This window comes from Rhodocyclus gracilis (assembly GCF_009617575.1).
Taxonomy (GTDB): Bacteria; Pseudomonadota; Gammaproteobacteria; order Burkholderiales; family Rhodocyclaceae; genus Rhodocyclus; species Rhodocyclus gracilis.
Genome location: NZ_WIXJ01000001.1, coordinates 313,422 through 331,260 on the forward strand (window position 1 = coordinate 313,422; position 17,839 = coordinate 331,260).

The 17,839-nt window shown below is 67.3% G+C and carries 12 protein-coding genes; 5 read left to right on the plus strand and 7 right to left on the minus strand.

Annotated features, from left to right (window positions below; all coding sequences use genetic code 11):
- Window positions 1-64: 64 nt before the first annotated feature.
- The 3 genes from GHK24_RS01420 to GHK24_RS01430 all read right to left on the minus strand — a co-directional run bounded on the left by GHK24_RS01420 (window position 65) and on the right by GHK24_RS01430 (window position 10,268).
- Window positions 65-9,433, minus strand: a complete 9,369-nt coding sequence (locus tag GHK24_RS01420) for a glycoside hydrolase family 94 protein (protein ID WP_340666071.1) — start codon at window positions 9,431-9,433, stop codon at window positions 65-67.
- A 226-nt stretch (window positions 9,434-9,659) separates the two neighbouring features.
- Window positions 9,660-9,884 (minus strand): CsbD family protein, encoded by a 225-nt coding sequence (locus GHK24_RS01425; protein ID WP_153467831.1) that lies wholly within the window; start codon window positions 9,882-9,884, stop codon window positions 9,660-9,662.
- A 42-nt stretch (window positions 9,885-9,926) separates the two neighbouring features.
- On the minus strand, window positions 9,927-10,268 hold the full coding sequence (locus GHK24_RS01430; protein WP_167680661.1) for an ElaB/YgaM/YqjD family protein: 342 nt from the start codon (window positions 10,266-10,268) through the stop codon (window positions 9,927-9,929).
- A 183-nt stretch (window positions 10,269-10,451) separates the two neighbouring features.
- On the opposite strand from GHK24_RS01430, the gene GHK24_RS01435 reads away from it, so the two are divergent.
- On the plus strand, window positions 10,452-10,682 hold the full coding sequence (locus tag GHK24_RS01435) for a DUF1328 domain-containing protein (RefSeq protein WP_340642640.1): 231 nt from the start codon (window positions 10,452-10,454) through the stop codon (window positions 10,680-10,682).
- 50 nt (window positions 10,683-10,732) lie between these two features.
- Here the strand turns inward: GHK24_RS01435 and GHK24_RS01440 are convergent, their stop codons facing one another.
- Entirely contained in the window at window positions 10,733-10,948 is a 216-nt protein-coding gene (locus GHK24_RS01440) for a glycine zipper 2TM domain-containing protein (RefSeq protein WP_153467837.1), read from the minus strand.
- A gap of 61 nt (window positions 10,949-11,009) precedes the next feature.
- Entirely contained in the window at window positions 11,010-11,624 is a 615-nt protein-coding gene (locus tag GHK24_RS01445; RefSeq protein WP_153467840.1) for a hypothetical protein, read from the minus strand.
- A gap of 253 nt (window positions 11,625-11,877) precedes the next feature.
- Here GHK24_RS01445 and GHK24_RS01450 point away from each other — a divergent pair, with 253 nt between their 5' ends.
- Window positions 11,878-12,618: a Crp/Fnr family transcriptional regulator gene (locus GHK24_RS01450; RefSeq protein ID WP_153467843.1), complete on the plus strand. Its 741-nt coding sequence runs from the start codon at window positions 11,878-11,880 to the stop codon at window positions 12,616-12,618.
- Window positions 12,619-12,749: 131 nt separating this feature from the next.
- Window positions 12,750-13,442, plus strand: a complete 693-nt coding sequence (locus tag GHK24_RS01455; RefSeq protein WP_153467846.1) for a DUF3334 family protein — start codon at window positions 12,750-12,752, stop codon at window positions 13,440-13,442.
- Window positions 13,443-13,502: 60 nt separating this feature from the next.
- Here the strand turns inward: GHK24_RS01455 and GHK24_RS01460 are convergent, their stop codons facing one another.
- The gene (locus tag GHK24_RS01460; RefSeq protein ID WP_153467849.1) at window positions 13,503-14,909 is read right to left on the minus strand and encodes a hypothetical protein; all 1,407 of its coding nucleotides are present in this window, start codon (window positions 14,907-14,909) and stop codon (window positions 13,503-13,505) included.
- 225 nt (window positions 14,910-15,134) lie between these two features.
- Here GHK24_RS01460 and GHK24_RS01465 point away from each other — a divergent pair, with 225 nt between their 5' ends.
- Together GHK24_RS01465 and GHK24_RS01470 are read left to right on the plus strand one after the other, a co-directional pair.
- The gene (locus GHK24_RS01465) at window positions 15,135-15,425 is read left to right on the plus strand and encodes a high-potential iron-sulfur protein (RefSeq protein ID WP_153467852.1); all 291 of its coding nucleotides are present in this window, start codon (window positions 15,135-15,137) and stop codon (window positions 15,423-15,425) included.
- 183 nt (window positions 15,426-15,608) lie between these two features.
- The gene (locus GHK24_RS01470) at window positions 15,609-16,508 is read left to right on the plus strand and encodes an EamA family transporter (RefSeq protein ID WP_153467854.1); all 900 of its coding nucleotides are present in this window, start codon (window positions 15,609-15,611) and stop codon (window positions 16,506-16,508) included.
- Between the two features lie 7 nt (window positions 16,509-16,515).
- Here the strand turns inward: GHK24_RS01470 and GHK24_RS01475 are convergent, their stop codons facing one another.
- A complete protein-coding gene (locus GHK24_RS01475; protein WP_153467857.1) occupies window positions 16,516-17,832 on the minus strand; it encodes a lipocalin-like domain-containing protein in 1,317 nt (438 codons plus the stop codon).
- Window positions 17,833-17,839 lie beyond the last annotated feature (7 nt).

Genomic DNA, 17,839 nt, shown 5'->3' on the forward strand with positions numbered 1-17,839 from the left:
ACCGCCGGGCACACGCCGATGAGACGCCGTCCAAATTGCAAAGCGCCGGCACGCAGAATCGGCCTCAGCGTTGCAGCGTAACGACACCCCGGCGCACCCGAACCTCGACGCAATGCTCCCGCCCGTCGTCGCACAGCGCTACGTTCCGCGTCGCCAGCACGGCCCCATCGAGGCGAATTTCCTCGACCCACGCCTCTGCGTGCTGCGTTTCTTCCTGCCGTGCTTCTTCGCGGCGATCCTCTTCGACCTGCGTATCCTCAACCGACGCATCCGCGACCGGCCGCGAGACTGGCCGCGCGACCGGCGCAGCGGCGGCCCCGTCGAGCGCGGGTGCGGCCTCGCTCTGCTGCGTCACCTGCACCCAGTACGTCGCCGTACCAAAGCGGTAAGAGACGCTGAACGAGGGCCAGTCGGCGGGCAGGCACGGGGCGATGTGCAGAACATCGCCGAGTCGCCGCACGCCGAGCAGCGACTCGGTGATCAGCCGATACAGCCAGCCCGCCGACCCGGTGTACCAGCTCCAGCCGGCGCGTCCGACATGCGGCTCGGCAGCGTAGACATCGGCGGCGACGACGTACGGCTCGGCCTTGTAACGCGCCACCGCGCCCGGCGTCAGCGCGTGGTTGACCGGGTTGATGAAGTGCAGCAATTCCCAGGCGCGTTCGCCGTCGCCCAGCGCGGCGAACGCCATTGCCGCCCAGATCGCGCCGTGCGTGTACTGGCCGCCATTTTCGCGCACGCCCGGCACGTAGCCACGAATGTAGCCGGGGTCGAGCGCCGAACTGTCGAAGGGCGGATCGAGCAGCAGGATCAGGCCATCGTGACGCCGCACGAGATGCTCATCGACCGCCTGCATCGCCTGCCGTGCACGGCGGCGGGACAGTGCCGAGACGCCGGGCGCAGCGGCGGCCCCCTCCGCCCAGGCTCCCGGCGCGCCTGTCGCCGCCGGATTGAACGGCGAGAGCGCCGAGAGCACCGACCAGCTTTGCGCGATCGAATCGATGCGGCATTCGACGTTCGTCGCCGAACCAAGCGGTGTGCCGTCGTCGAAGTAGGCGCGGCGGTACCACTGGCCGTCCCAGGCATTCTGTTCGAGACTGTCGCGCAAACGTGCGCCATCGCTGCGGCATTCGTCGGCGACGCGGGTATCGCCGCGCCTGTCGGCGAGTTGCGCGAAACCGGCCAGCACGTAGCAGAGGAAGAAGCCGAGCCAGACGCTCTCGCCCTTGCCGTGTATGCCGACACGATTCATGCCGTCGTTCCAGTCGCCCGACCCCATCAGCGGCAGGCCATGCGCACCCAGTCGCACACCGTGGCGGATGGCGCGCAGGCAATGCTCGTAGAGACTGGCGACCTCCGCCGAGCGCCCCGGCAGATCGTAGTAGGAATCATCGTCCGGATTGACCGACCGCCCCTCGAGAAAGCCGACCGCCTCATCGAGGATGGCGCCATCGCCCGAGCCTTCGACGTAGCGGCAGACCGCCAGCGGCAGCCAGAGAAAATCATCGGAGCAATGCGTGCGCACGCCGCGCCCGGCCGGCGGATGCCACCAGTGCTGCACGTCACCTTCCTGGAACTGGCGGCTGGCGCAGAGCAGAAGATGCTGGCGCACGCGAGGCGGATCGGCATCGATCAGCGCCATCACGTCCTGCAACTGGTCGCGAAAGCCAAACGCCCCGCCCGACTGGTAATAGCCGGAACGCGCCCAGACACGGCAGGCGAGCGTCTGGTAGAGCAGCCAGCCATTGGCCAGCACGTCGACCGATGGCTCCGGCGTCTCGATGCGCATGACGCCAAGCGTCTGCCGCCAGAAGCGGGCAACCGCCTCGCGCGCCGCATCGGCGGCCGCCGCGCCGCGAAAACGGCGCACGAGGACACGAGCTTCGTCGGCGCTGCTGGCGACCCCGAGGCGAAAGATGAATGTGCGCTCCTGCCCCGCCGGCAGCTCGAAAACAAGCTGCAAGGCGGCGCACGGATCGAGGCCGGCACCCACACGCCCAGACAGACGCGAACGATGCAGCGCCGCCGGATCGCGCAAGGAACCATTGCGACCGATGAATTCGCGCCGGTCACCCGACACCGTGCGCACCGGCGCGTCGACATCGAAAAACGCCACCAGCCCGGCGAATTCCGGATTGAAGGGATTGCCCGCCAGCACGGCGCCGGTATCGGTGTCGAGAAACGTGCTGATGTGCATGGCCGACTTGCCGCGCACGTCGCCGAGTACCCATTCGACGTAGCCCGTTGCCGACAGGCGGCGCGGCCGCCCCGACACGTTGCGTACGCGCAGCGCCGAAAACTTGACGCCGGCATCGATTGCCACGAAGACCAACAGTTCCGAGTCGATGCCGTCGACGCAGGTAGCAAAGACGCTGTAGCCAAAGCCGTGGCGCACGCGATAGGCGGCCGGCCCCGCCGCCGGCAGCGGCGTTGGCGACCAGAACTGGCCGCTTTCCTCGTCGCGCAAATACAGCGCCTCGCCGCTGCTATCGCCGACCGGATCGTTGTCCCAGGGCGTCAGACGGTACTCGTGCGCATTTTCGCCAAAGGTATAGGCACTGCCGCTCTCCGAGATCACCGTGCCGAAATCCGGGTTGGCGATGACGTTCGCCCAAGGCATGGGCGTCGTCTGCCCTGGCGGCAAGGCGATGCGGTATTCGCGGCCATCGGGCGAAAAGCCCCCCAGACCGTTGCAGAGAATGAGCGCGGCAGCCTCCCCGGTCACTGGCGGCGGCGCATACTCGCCCGCCCCGCTCACGGTGAGCGCGCGCGTCGCCACAAAACGCGGTGGCAGCGGCAAGGTGCTTGTGCGATGGTCGAGCTGCTCGGCCAGCGTGCCCCGGTGGTCGCAGATGACGGCGCGCGCCACCGAGTGCAACAGCAGTCGGTCTTCGCTGGAAATGTGCTCGGCAGAGCGCGCAAAAATGCCGCCGGGACGGTCGATGACACTCGCCTCCATGCCTGATGCGATCATGCCCATGATCTGATCTTGCAGGCGCTGCCGATAGCCGGCGTGATCCTCGTTCCAGATCACCAGATCGACGACCAGCCCTTTCAGGCGCCAGTAGGCGTGCGCCTGCACCAGCTGGCGGACCAGCTCGATATTGGCCGCATCGCCGATCTGCAACAGCACGATGGGCAGATCGCCGGAAATGGCGTAGCTCCACAACCCCGATTGCCCGCGGCGATTCTTGATCAGGACGGCGGCGTCGGCCCGTAGCGCGGGACCGGCGTAGACGATCGCGCTGGCGAGGCGCGTATAGAGCACGGCGTCCGCCTCGCTGGCGTTGAGCTGCCAGAGGACCGCCTGACTGTGCGTCCACGTGAGATCGAAGACGCGGTCGGCGAGGTGCCGATCCTGATATTTCTCGATCAGGCACAAGGCCTGCGCGCGCGACTCGGCGACACCGAAGACGAGATCGATGGTCGCCGTCTGCTCGGGATCGAGGCGGAGGCGATGCCGGATGGCGACCACCGGGTCGAGCACCGAACCGGCGCTGCCCGAGAGCGGCGCCGCGCTGTCCATCGCCAGCGGACGCTCGGCGCTGCGCCCACGACCGATAAAGCGGGCGCGGTCGGTTTCGTAGGACGCCTCGTCGCAATCGGCGCCGTGCACGGCCACCAGATGCAGCATCCACGGCGGCTGTTCTTCGCGCGCACGCGGCCGCCGGGTGCAGACGATGGCGCGATGCTCGGGGACAATCTCGGTCTGCACAAAGAGATTGCTGAACGCCGGATGCAGAAAATCCGAGGCCGGCGAGGCCAGTACCACCTCGCTGTAGCTCGTCACCTCGATTTCGCGGTGCTTGCGCGAGCGGTTGGTGACGCGCACGCGTCGCAACTCGATATCGTCCTCCGGCGAGACGACGATATCGGTATGCGTCTCGAAATCGCCACTACCCAAGGCGACGGCGTCGTGGCGGCGAAACTCCGCCCGCCCTTCCGAAAACACCGCCGTCGCGCTGGCGCACGGCTGGAGCACCGGTTGGTGCGTAGTCGACCAGAGCGCGCCGAGAGTGTCGCCGCTTATCTCGCGCAGGTAGCAAAAGCTGCCCCAATGATCGCGTGTACCATCCTCGCGCCAGCGGCTGACCGCGAGATCGCGCCACCGGCTGTAGCCGCCGCCGGCCTGACTGATCATGACGTGATAGCGGCCATTCGACAGCAACTGCACTTCCGGCGCCGGCGTCTCGGGCGAGGTGAACACGCGCAAGGCGGGCTGCGCCGATACCGGCATCGAGCGCGCTTCCGACAGATGCAGGATCGGCGAAAACAGCGCGGTGGCTTTCGGAATGCGTTCCTGCAAGAGCAACATGACGGCCTGAAAGCGCCGGTCGGACTCGAAGCGTCGCTGCATTGGCCGTTGCAGCACCTGATAGGCGAGCGCCAGCAGACTCATGCCCTGATGGTGCGCCATGAACGAGCGGACGACCACCCGCGACTGGCCGCGCCGCTGCCGCGCCGGTGTGTAATCGATGGCTTCGAAAAAGCCGAAGCGGCCAAGAAATCCTTCACTGGAGAGCCGCTGCAAATTCAGGCACGCCGCCTCCGGCGCCACCATCAAGGCCAGCGCCGAGGCGTAGGGCGCGATGACGAGGTCTTCTGCCAGCCCGCGCTTCAAACCCAGCCCCGGCACGCCGAAGGCGCGGTACTGGTAGTTGAGGTGCATGTCGACGGTGTTGTAGCCCGACTCCGACATGCCCCAGGGCACGCCGCGCCGTACGCCGTAGTCGATCTGCCGCGCCACGGCGGCCTTGCAGGTCTGGTCGAGCAAGGTGTTGTCGTACGTCGGCATGACCAGCAGCGGCATCAGGTATTCAAACATCGAGCCGCTCCACGAAAGCAGCACCGGCTCACCGGAAGTGCCGGCCAGAAGACGCCCCAGCGCAAACCAGTTCTCCTGCGGCAGCGTGCCCTGCGCGATGGCGACGAAGCTGCACAGACGCGCCTCGGAGGCCAGAAGGTCGTAATAGCTTTTGTCCGCCCGATGCTCGTCGACGTTGTAGCCGATGCTGAGCAGGTGCCGCGTCGTGTCGTAGAGAAAGTCGTAGTCGATGCTTGCCAGTTCGCCGGCGTGTCGCACCAGCGCATCGAGGCGGCCCATGCGTTCGCGCGCGCGGGCGCTCGCCAAGACGAGGAGCCCTTCCAGATCGGCGAGCCAGACACGCTGCGCCGATGTCAGCGTCGACGCGGCGAGATGTTGGGCCATGCGCGGCCCCAGACGGGCATCGAGCGTCGCCAGTGTGCGCAGGCTCGGCGCCGTATCGAGCAGGTTGCCGGCGGACGCTGGCGAGTGCCCGGCCGGGTGGGGAGCGCTGCCGATGGCGCTCGCCGTCTCGCCCGTACCAGCGTCGGCGCCGCTAACGATATCGACCAATACCGCGTCCAGCCCCTCCGGTTCGGGCGGCAGCGCGAGCCAGGGGGCGAGCCAGTCGAGTTCCGCCAGGGCTTCGCTCAGTTGCCGCAACAGCGCCTGCGCCCAGGCGACCGTCTCGTCGCCGGCCAGCGTGGCGCCACCGCCGGCCTGCCGCGCGAGTGCAAGGACAAGCAGTTCGTCGGCATGCGCGGCGAGCGTCTGCAATTCGTGGCGCAGCCGGGGCAAGGACTGTGGCCGGATGAGCGCCGCCGCGATAGCGCCAAGCAAGGACTGGCGCACGGCATGCAGACAGGCGGCGGCTCGCCCACCGACGCCAGACAAGGAATCAGCGAGGATTTCGCTCGTATCGAGCAGGCCCGCCAGGAGCGCCGGCGAGACGATGGGGTCATCCGCCAAGGCCAGCAGCCCCGCGCGCAGGGTCAGGAGGTGGCCGGCCAAGTTACCGCTATCGACCGTCGAGATATAGCGCGGTTGCAGGGCTTGCAGCGTCTGCGTGTTGTACCAGTTGAAGAAATGCCCGCGATAGCGCTCCAGCGCGTCGAGCGTTTGCAGGGTGTTGCCAGTGCGCTGAAGCAACGGGCCGGCAGCGAGGTAGCCAAAATCGTAGGCGGCGAGATTGGCGAGCAGCGCCAGACCGATGTTGGTCGGCGAGGTGCGGTGGGCAATCGAGGCGACGCGATACTCCTGAAAGTTATCGGGCGGCAGCCAGTGATCGTCCTCGCCGACGAAATTTTCGAAAAACGCCCAGGTACGCCGCGCCAGCGCGCGCAAAAACAGCGTCTGCGCTGGATTGAGCGGCGTTTCGCGCCGCCCGAGCGGACGACTGATCCAGCTCGCGAGGAGCGGAGCGGTGAGCCAGGCCAGCAAAACCGGCGCCGCGACAAACAGGGCGAAAGGTGCCCAGCGCAATAACGCCGCCGCCGTAGCGAACGCGAGCAGCGGCGACACCGCCATGGCGCAATAAGTGCGGCGCAGTTCGCCTGCCCGCGTGCGCGGCCCGCCCGCTTCCGGCGTGCCGGAAGGCGTCCATTCCAGTACGCGGCGGTGCGACACCTGCGTCCGCCACAGCGAACGCAGGATGGCGTCAACGCTGAAATACGCCTCGAACGGCCAGCAGGCGATCTCGAAGCCCAGTTGCAGAAGGCGCCGCGACGCCGCCCGCGAAACGCCAGCCAGATGCTGGCGCAGCAGAACTTCGTGCGGCTTCTGCAGGACTTCGACGCACACCGCCAGCACGGCCGGCAGGAGCACGACGGCGAGCAGCGAGACGGCCCACAGCAGCGGCGCCGGTAGCAAGCCCCAACCCAGCACCAGCAGCAGCGTCAGCGACAGCGACACGAGGCTGCGCCGCAGGTTGTCGAACAGCTTCCAGCGCGACAGGACGGAGAGCGGATTACGGCCCGCCTCCTCGGCGCCGCTCTGGGGCGGCGGCTCCGGATCGTCGGCACTGTTCGCCACCGCTTCCGCGGCGGTAGGCAGGGCGCGCGGAGCCGAGGGAACACCGGGCGAGTGAGTTACCTGCGGCACAGGCGGTGTGCCACGCACCGGTACGCGCGGCCACAGCCAGCCGGTCAGTTGCCAGTCGCCGCGTATCCAGCGATGACGGCGGCGCACATCCGTGGCGTAGCGTGCCGGGAAGTCCTCGTACAGCTCTACATCGCTGAGCAGGCCGGCGCGCGCGTAGCAGCCTTCGAGCAGATCGTGACTGAGCACGCGGTTTTCCGGCAGACGACCGCCCAGCACCGTCTCGAAGGCATCGACGTCGTAGATGCCCTTGCCGATGAAGGAACCCTCGCCAAAGACATCCTGATAGACGTCGGAAACGGCGCGGGTATACGGATCGATGCCCGGCTCGCCGCCATACAGACGGGCATAACGCGAGCGGTTCGTTCCCGGCAGACTGACGGCGACGCGCGGTTGCAGGATGCCGTAGCCGGCGACGACGCGCCGCCGCGCCGGATCGAGGCGCGGACGATTGAGCGGATGCGCCATGGCGCCGACGAACTGGCGGGCGGCATCGCGCGGCAGTTGCGTGTCGGTATCGAGCGTGATGACGTAGCGAATCTGCGACAGCCGCCGCGTGTCGCCCACCACCTGCGCAAAACGCGAGGCCGGCGCGGCGCGGCGCGCATCCAGCACCGTGGCGGGAGGCACCGCCCGCAGCAAGGCATTGAGATCGGCGATCTTGCCGCGCTTGCGCTCGTAGCCCATCCACAGACGCTCGTGCGGATTCCATTGGCGCGGGCGGTGAAACAGAAAAAACAGGTCGTGGCGCCCGGCCGGGCCGGCACCGCCGTATTTCTCGTTCAACTCTTCGATACGCCGCCGCGCCAGCGAGACGAGTGCCGCGTCGTCGGGCAGGGTTTCCTGCGACGCATCGCAAAAATCGGTGAGCAGAGCGAAATGCAACCGCTCGTCGCGGTTGGCGAGGTAGCGCACTTCGAGCGCCTCGACCAGCTCCTCGATGGCGGCGGCGCCAGACAGCAGCGTCGGCACGACGACCAGCGTCCGCGCGGCATCGGGAATGCCGCTCGAAAAATCGAGTTTCGGCAGCGCACGCGCCTCGACCAGCAAGGTCGCCAGCCAGTTGACCAGCGCCACCGCCCACTGGCTGGCCGCCAGCACACAGAGCACGGCGAGCAGCGGCCACAACCAGTCCATCAGCAGCGGAGGCAACAGCGCCGGGGCGGAAAGCCCGCGCCATTGGGCGATGAGCAAAGCACTACCGCCCGCCGTCAACGCCGCGATGGCGCCCAGATAGCTCGTCAGCGCGTGACGACGCGCCAGACGGCACAACTGCTCACGCGCCGAAAAATGCACTCCGGCAACGCGCTCCAGCGCCGGTAGGCCGGCGTCGAGCAGGTAATAGCCAACGTGCGCCGCCGGCGACGCGGCCGAGCGGGATTCTGCGGCGCGGGCCAGCGCGACGACGGCCTGTGCCACCTCGCTTTCGTCAAGCCGGCTTTTGCGCGCGATGCGCTCGGTGGCATGCCGGTACTGGTCGCGCGTCGCAAAATCCATATGCGCGTAGACGCCCGCCGGGTCGCCGCGCAAGGTGCGTTCAACGACGCTCAAGGTCTCGACGAAATCCCGCCAATCCATATCGGCCAGCACGCGCAAGCTGCCGATGCTGTTGCTGATCGACACCTGATCGGCCGCTTGTTGCTGGTTTTCGGTCTGCACCATCGGCTCGATGCCAAGCCCCGTTTCGCACAGGCGCTGCTCGATCCAGGTGAGAGGCAGGGCGAGCGCCGGCCCGCGTCCTTTCAGGCGGCGCGCCAGCTCGGCCACAAACGCGCTGCTCATCGGCGGCGCCGAATGCGCCATTTCGGCGATGACGAGAATCAGGCTTTTCGGGTCGTTCTCGGCGGCATCCGTCATGCGATCCGCCCAGCCGTCGGCGAGGTTGCGCTCCAGCCAGCCCGCCGACAGGCGCACGCTGACGCGGCGCAGGTTTTCAATCAGCGCCAGCCGCAGCATGATCGGAATGGCCCACAGTTCGCCGAGCTTGAGCGCCGTCACACTCTGATAGGCGGCGACGAAACGAATCAGCGTTTCGCTATCGACGCGCCCGTCGCCATGCGCGACGGTTTCCAGCGCCAGATCGTAAACACGCGGCCGCCCCGTCTCCGCCGAAACGCTGCCATCGTCTCGCCGCGTCCCGGCGAGCCTGGGCAATTGCAAGCTGTAGGTTTTGGGCAGGTGCCGTTTGGCCGTGCGGATCTGCTCTTCGATCAGGTAAAAGTTGTCGAGCAGCCACTCGCCAGCTGGCGTGATGAGACGGTTTTCGCTGACCCCGGCGGTCAGCAGGCGGCTGACGCCGAGCAGGGCGCTCTCGTTCGCCGCCAGCCGCGCGAGCAACTGGTCGGGCGCGGCGCCAGCCGCCAGCGCATGCGTCGCCGCCAGCGCCCGGCCGTGCTGCTCCATCTGGTCGGCGCTGAACAGCTCCGCGCGCAGCGGGGCTTCTTCGACGACGGAGATGCGCGGCAGATTGCGCCGGAGCAGCTGTAGCTTCAACCGCCGCAGATGCTCGCCGAGACTCGTTCCGGTATCCACTTCGGCCGCCTTTCAGGAAGGTTTGCCGAGCGACCGGGCATGGCCCCGCGACGCCCGGCGGCAAGGCGCAGAGCGTCACCCCCTTGCGCCGACGCGGACACACGCCGGCGGTCGCCCCGACGATGGCGGGAAACACGGGGAGGGCCGACACCGCTGGTACCGGTGCCGAAAACCGCCGACGCCACCGCACCGCGCCGAACGGCGTGTGCGGCAGCCTTTCAGGACGTCAGGGCGTGTGCGGCGGGAAGAGATCCTTGTTGCGCGCCTCGAAGCCCTTGATCTGCTCCTCGGCCTCTTCGCGGGTGATGCCGTAGCTCTCCTGCAATTTGCCGGAAAGTTCGGTGCGCTTGCCGGCGATCACATCGAGATGATCGTCCGTCAGTTTTCCCCAGCGGGCGCGGACCTTGCCGCGAAATTGCTTCCAGTTGCCTGCAACGATGTCCCAGTTCATGGCCAACTCCTTATGCGATCGGGGAAATGCGAAATGGCGCCTTCAGCGGCGGCTAAGCAGGGCGCCGATGACGACACCCGCCGCCGCCGCGACGCCCAGTACCGTCCACGGGTTGTCGACGACAAACTCCTGTGTGGCAGCGGCCGCGTGACGGGTCTTGTGCACCACCGCGTGGCGCGCTTCGTCCAGACGCAGGCGGGCGTCGTCCAGACGCTGCTCGATGCTGGCGCCGAGCGCGCCAAATTCGTCAGCACCGGCATTCGCCACTTCGCGGAGCAAGGCGTCCGCGTCGGCGACGACGCCTTGTAGATCGCCCAGAAGCTTGGCCTTCTTGCTATCGACCGGGCGGTGGCCGGCCTTCGTTTCGCTAAGCGCGGTAGTCATCGTGCGTACTCCTCGTAATGGGGCCGATGCGCCAGGCGGGGCGTCGGCGGCGTGCTGCACAGCCACGCCTCGGAGGAGCATCGTCGCGCCCGCCGGGGCGATGGGTCTGTACGGCAGCGAACACAGCACACGGGCCCGGCGAAGTGCGCTGGCGCACAGACATGTGGCAGCGCCGGCGCCAGCATGCCAAAAGCACACCACCCGCAGCACCTCAGTCTGCTGCACTCTCAGGAAATGGAGGAAAACCGAATGCTCAACTACGCCATCACGTTTTTTGTCATCGCGCTGATTGCCGCGCTTTTTGGCTTTACCGGCATCGCCGCTGGCGCCGTCGAGATCGCGCGCGTTCTCTTCATCGTCTTCGTCGTGCTCTTTCTCGCCTCGCTCGTCGTCGGCGTGACACGACGCAAGTAAGCCCCCGGCCGCAAGGCCGGGGGCGGCTCCGCGGAGCGGCTCGTGCGACCTTACTTGCCGACCTCGTGGCCGATGACGCCGCCGACGGCCGCGCCGCCGACCGTGCCCAGCGCGCCACCGCCGGTGAGGATGGCACCGCCGACGGCACCGGCGCCGGCACCGATAGCGGTGTCTTTCTCTTGCCGCGTCATGCCGGAACACGCGGCAAGGCTGCTGACCACGAGCAGGCTCGTCAGGATGCGGGTCGTAACACTCAATGTCTTCATGGAAGTGACTCCTCGATGCGACAACAGGTTGGCCGGCGACGGATGCCGCGCGACCGATCGGCTACGGCTGACCGAGCGCGGCCTTGGCACGCTCCAGACAGTGCTGCTTTGCTTCGCCGGCGTAGACATCGCACTTTTCGCGGGCGACGCTGTACTGCGCTTCACGCTTGTCGATGTTGGCCTCGCGGCGCGCCTGATTGGCCGTGCTGCTGGCCTCCTGATGCGCGGTCGCCGCTTTTTCGTCGGCAAGATCGTTGGCGTCGCCCGTCGTCAGTTGCGCGCGGGCTTCCGCGCGGGCGGTGATACGCGCGGCCTTGGCTTCCTTCACGCACACATCGCGGGCGTTGCCGGCACGGTCGTCGCAGCGCTGCTGCGCCACGCCGTAGGCGGCTTCGGCGCGGGCGACGCCGAGCGTGTAGCGCGCCTGACGTGACGGGTTGTCGCGCAGATCGAGTTCGGCCCGCGCGATTTTTGCCTTGCCGGCGGCCTCGGCCCGACAGATATCGTTGGCGTTGCCGGAGAGCGATGCGCAGTGCGCCTTCGCCGCCTTGTAGTCGGCAGCGAGCGCGTCGCGGCCAGCCCGATACTCGTCACGCGACAAGGTTTGCGCCATCGCGCCCGCCCCCTGCACGACGCAAAAAGCAATGACGATGAGCTTGATCGGATGAGTCATCATGCAAAATCCTCCTCACTGAAACGCGCCGGCTGGCACGGTCAGGCAGAGCGTGGCGGCGAAGCGGCGGAAGGTCTGTTCGCTGACGTACGCTCGACGCGAGGAGCGGCAAAGCAGGCAAAAAAGCGCGCCCGACTCCCCGGAATCAGGGATAGCGAGCGCGCCAGCGAGCGGCCACAATGGGAGCGAACGCGGCGCGGCAGCGGCGACCGAGCGCCGTTCAGGAACGCCAGGCACGCTCACCGGAGACACGCGCATGCTCTGCCCGCATTCCCCGCAGCAGAACCATCTCATCCGTGCCCTGCCGCCGGAAGAAGGCGTCCGCCTGACCGCGCATCTCGAACTCGTGCCGATGCCGCTTGGCCACGTGCTCTACGAATCGGGCGTCAAAATGCGGCATGTCTACTTCCCGACCACCGCCATCGTTTCCCTGCTCTACGTTCTGGAAGACGGCGCCTCGGCCGAAATCGCCGTCGTCGGCAACGAAGGCATCGTCGGCGTCGCCATTTTCATGGGCGGCGACGCCATGCCCAATCGCGCGGTCGTGCAAAGCGCCGGGCATGCCTACCGCCTGCCGGGGCAACTGCTGATGCAGGAATTCAACCGCTCCGGCGGGCGCCGTAGCGGCGCGCTGCACCATCTGCTGCTGCGCTACACCCAGGCGCTGATCACGCAAATGGCGCAAACCGCCGTCTGCAACCGCCACCACACGCTCGATCAGCAACTCTGCCGCTGGCTCCTCCTGAGCCTTGACCGGCTGCCGACGAATGAGCTGACGATGACGCAAGAGCTGATCGCCAACATGCTCGGCGTACGCCGCGAAGGCGTTACCGAAGCCGCCGGTAACCTGCAACGCGCCGGCCTCATCACCTACCACCGCGGCCACATCACCGTGCTCGACCGGGCGCGGCTGGAAGCGCGCACCTGCGAGTGCTACGCCGTCGTCAACAAGGAGTACGAGCGGCTGCTGCCCACGCGGACGCCGCTCCGCACGTAGTAAACCGACCCCGCCGCCGCCAGCACGAACGGCCACCGGCGCTGCCCGCCTACCCGACAAACCGTACCCCCGCACGCGCACGGCATGTTATACATACGCCCATTTCTCAACGACAGGGGTGGCGTACCTCCATGAGCAAACCTGACAATTCCGTCGTCTTCGGCACCGAGGACATCCTCCTCAGCCTGTGCAATTCCGTGACGCGGGTGCTCTCCGTCGCCACGCAAAGCCAGCTGCGCTTTTCCGGCATGGTGCAGCGCATCAGCAAAACCTGCCTGAAGCCCGACATCGGCTGTTTCGTCCTCTTCGACGGCGGTTTTTCCGGCCTGGTCGTCATCAACTTCTCGGCACCGGCGGCGATGGAGCTATACGAAACCTACATGCTGACGATGGGCATGGCGAAAGAAGAACTGGCGACCTCGTATACGGCAGACGAAGTCAGCAACGTCATGGGTGAACTGATGAACCAGATCGTCGGCGATTTCACCGGCAAGGTCGCCCGCGAACTGCAAACCCACATCACGCAGAACCAGCCGAAGATGCTGGTGCTCAACAAGCAGGTCATGCTCTCCGTCGACACCAACCTCGACGCCCCGGAGTCGCGCCGCGTCACCTTCTACACCGCGCGCAACAACATCTTCTATCTTGAGCTGGCGATCGACCGCACCGAATTCATCAAACTCGTCGATTTCAAGGCGCCCGACGCCCCGGACCCCGACGCCCTGATCGACGCCGCATGCGCCGGTGCCCCCGCCAGCACGCCGGCCGCAGCGGTAAGCGCGCCGAGTGACCACTCCGACCTGCTCGATTCCCTCGGCATGTGATCGTCCCGGCGTCGCCGTCTCCCGCACGGCGACGCGCCGCCCGGCTACAGAACGTCAGCCCTAAGCCGAAACGCTGATAGTGCCGCCGACGTTGCCCGTGTCGACCGACACGCCGCCAGCCTCGGCAAAGGCCCCGGCACCGCCCGCAAACGCAGCGGCGCTTTCAGCCCCCGCCGCGCTCGTTACCGCCAGACCGCTCGCCTCACTGCCCGCCGACACACTCTGCCCGCCAGCGTTATCCGCGAGCGTTGCCGTGACGGAGATACTGGTGCCCTGACGCCCCGCTTCGACGAGCGAGTGTTCCAGACTCGCCAGGGCGCGCTCGCTTTCCTTAAGGTCCTTGTTGCTGCTCGCCACCTTGCTTTTCAACATGGCGATGGCTGCGCGCAGGGCTTTGCGGGCTTCTTCCAGCGCCGCTTTCAGCGCCTTGTTGGCCGATTTTTCGTCTTCCCCGCCCGCCGCAGTCGTTTCGCCCGATCCTTTCGCCTGAGCGTTCGCGCCATTCGCGTCCTTCGGGTTGGACGGCGAGGCTTGTCCCGCTGTTGCCGTACCAGCAGCCGATGACGCCGGAGCCGGCGTCGCGCCTGTGGCAGCGGCGGTTGCCGTCGCACCCGCGGCGGCAGCACCGCCAGCCCCTGCCGCCGCCGGCAACGCGCTAGATTCATCGGCCCCCGTCGCGGTGGCTGACGAACGCTCGGGCGACGCCGCCGCGCGCTCGGTACGCGCCGCTTCGTCGCTCGGCGTCACGGCATTGGCCGAAGCGGCGGCCGCGTCACTGGCGGTAGCGCTGGGCGCGGCGGCCGCTGGCGCTACCGCAGTCGCACTACTCGCGCCATTCGCGCCATTCGCGCCATTCGTGCCATCCACGCCACTCGCTACATTCGCTGCAATCGCCGAATCAGCGCCGCCCGCTGTCCCGGACTCGCCACCACCGCTCGCCACGCTGCTCGCAGCGGCAGCCCCCACGCCCAGCGAAGGAGCGGGAGTTCTGGCGCCGCCGCTGAGCGTTGCGCCCAAGGCCGACAACTGCTTGGCGATGTCTTTCAACTGCGCGGCGAGGGCTTTGGCTTGCTCCGGCGAAGCGCCGACCAGCATCTGCTTGAGCATGTCGAGACGGCTTTTCAGCATCGCCGCCTTTTGCGCGGCGGCCTGTTTCGCCGACACCCGTGCCGACGGCATTGCGCGCAGCTTCTCCAGCACGGCCTGCATGTTGCCGATCTGCTTGACCTGCGCCTGCAACGCCCGCTGCGCGGCATCCGAGAGATGAACGGTCGTACTCGCCAGCGGCGTCCACGCCAGCTGCATCGCCGCTTGGGCGCTGGTCTGGGCGCTGTCTTCCGCGCCGCCGGCAGTTGGCGCGCGCGCGCCCTTGCCGGCCGTTCCGTCGGCGTTCGCCGGACGTGCCGCGGAGGCGTCCGCCGCCGTCAATTCAGACGTTGGCAAGCGGCTGGCAGAGTCAATTCGCATGGCGCACCCCGATCAATGATTAACATTTATTAACATCGGCCGTTTCGGTGGATTCTTGAATGCGGCGAGCGAAGCAGCAGCGCCGCCGGGCGCGAGGCCGCAGCCCACGGCAGCGCGGCAAAACGGGAATGTCGCTGCCTGTTGTCAGCGTAGGCACACTGGGCCATCATGGCTCCCGGAACAGCTGCCTACGTTCCGCCGACAATTCAACGAGAGGATAAAACCATGGATGACCACTGTACTTCCCGTCGCCGGATGCTCAAGCTGGGCTGCACGGCGATTGCCGCCATCCCGCTGATGTCACTGACCGGTAACGCCGTCGCCGGCACCAATGCCTCCATGCGCAAGGCTTTCAACTATCAGGAAGTCTCCAAGACGGCGGGCAAGAACTGCGCGAATTGCGCGCAATTCATTCCGGGCGCGTCGGCCTCTGCCGCCGGTGCCTGCAAGGTCATTCCGGGCGACAGCGAAATCCAGCCGACAGGCTACTGTGACGCGTACATCGTCAAGAAGTGAAGGCGCTCCCGCGCTGGCCGCGTCGCAGCGGCACGCCGGGTACCGTTAGCATTGTCACGCCGGGCCTTGCCCGGCGTTTGTGTCTCCAGCGAGGGCATCCAGAAATGGCACTGAGTACGTCCCCCTTGGAATGGAGTACGCCAGGCTCGCGCAGGGAGCCCCCTCTTTGAAGGCGATCCTCGCATGACGGCATCGCTACCGCTGCGCCACTTCCTCCTCGCGCTGGCGGTCGTCGCCGTCTGGGGGAGCAACTTCGTCGTCATCAAGGTGGCGCTCGATGACTTCCCTCCCCTGCTCTTCGCCGCCTTGCGCTTCGTGCTGGTGTTCTTGCCAGCCGCGTTCTTTTTCCGCCGGCCGACCGTTGCCTTGGGCAATCTGGCCCTCTACGGCATCCTGATCGGCGTCGGGCAATTCGGCCTGCTCTATATCGCGATGAACGGTCTGATATCGCCGGGCATCGCCTCGCTCGTCATCCAGTCGCAGGTGTTTTTCACGATTGGCATGGCGGCCTGGCTGGCTGGCGAACGCATCCGGGGGTATCAGTACGTTTCGCTCATACTCGCGGCCAGCGGGATTGCCTTCATCCTTTACCACACCGATGGCACGACGACCGCTGCCGGGCTGGCGCTGGTGCTCTGTGCAGCGCTTGCGTGGGCAGGCGCCAATCTCGCCGCGAAAATCGGCGGCCCGAGCAACATGATGGCCTACGTCGTCTGGTCGGGCGCCTTCACGGTACCGCCGCTCCTCGCCCTCTCGCTGCTGCTGGAAGGCGCGCCGGCCATCGAACACGCACTCGGACAGGCAACCGTCTATTCGTGGCTGGCCGTCGCCTGGCAGTCCTGGGGCAACACGCTCTTCGGCTACGTCGCCTGGGGCTGGCTTCTGGCGCGCTACCCGATGGCGACGATTGCGCCCATGGCTTTGCTGGTGCCCATTTTCGGACTCGGCACTTCCGCCTTGCTGCTCGCCGAGCCGCTCCCGGCGTGGAAGGTCATCGCGGCAAGCCTCGTGATGACGGGGCTCGCCCTGAATCTCCTGTGGCCGCGCCGACACGGCGCCGCCGCGCAAAAACGCGGCAGCTAGCGAACGCTCAGCCGACCTTGATCTTCTCGCGGTAGCCGGTCATTTCCAGATAGCCGCGCCCAATCTCGCGGCCGTCCTCCGAAACGCGCACCGCGCCCTCCCAGTACAGCGCCCCCGTCGAGCGCCGGCTGTCGAGTTCCTGATCGTCGATGAGCGGTTGCAGATGCAGGCGACGGCGGCCAATGCGCACCTGCCACTCCACCGGATAGTCGACACCCGTGCGCGGCGAACGCCAGCGGCGCAAGGCGGTGAAGGCAACCGCTTGGGGCGGCAGAACCTCAACAGCGGCATCGGCATGGCGCAGCGTTCCCGCCGACCAGAGGGTTTCGGCTTGTATTTGTGAGGCGGTGTCTGCGTGGACCTCGGCGTGGGCTTGTGCCCCTGTCTGCGGCGCAGTGCTCACCTCGGCGGAGTTTTCCGCCTGCCCCCCGGCCAGCCCGGCCTTCGCCTTCTTTCCCGACGATACCTGCGACGCGGCAAGCGCAACGCCGCCCGGCGCCGCCGGCATCTGGCCCTCGCGACCGCGCAGGCGGAAGGCCATCAGCGCGCTGCCATCGTCGAAGTTGATGCCGATCCAGTCCCAGCCCTGCGCCGCCTCGGGCAACAGCTCGCTCGACCACTCGTGGTCGAGCCAGGCGCGACCAGTCACCGGCAGCGTGCGTCCGTCGAGGCCAAGCGTGCCGCTCACCTTGAGCTGCGGCCGGCTGTAGTAGTAGCTGGCGTGTTTCGGATCCGCCGCCTTGCGGGAAAAACCGCCTTCGCCGTTCAGCATCGGCGGCGCCTCGGCGACGAGCGTCAGTGCATACGAAAAACTCTCGGCCGAGACTTCGGCACGGTAACGCCGGCCGCTGTCGTCCTCCTGCCGGAAAGACCAGTCGCCCAGGTGCACATCGGTGCGCGCGCTCGAATAGTGGGCGCCTCCGGCACTCCCGGCGTTGGCGCCGCCGAGCACGCGCGCGGCGCGTTGGTCGTGGCGCAGGCGCCCCAGGCGAGGATCGGCAATCGCCGCGTGCGCGAGGATCAACTGGCGCGGTGCGAAGCTGCTCGGATTGCCCTCGCCGGCGCCGCTGCGCACACGGAAGAAGGTCGTCTGGAAGCCAACCGGGCTACCGTCGGGCAACTGCAGCCAGCCGGTGGCGTACCACCACTCGGTGCGAAAGTCCGGGTGCGCGCCGTGGTCGCGCGGGAAGACCAGCGTTCGCCCAGGCAGCACGGGAGCGAACGTGACAGGCGCAACCGGCCGAGCCGCGCCGAGTGGCGCTGCCGCCAGTGCGCGCCACGCCGGCAAGGCAGCCAGCGCGAGGAGAAATGCGCGTTTGTTCATCGCCGGA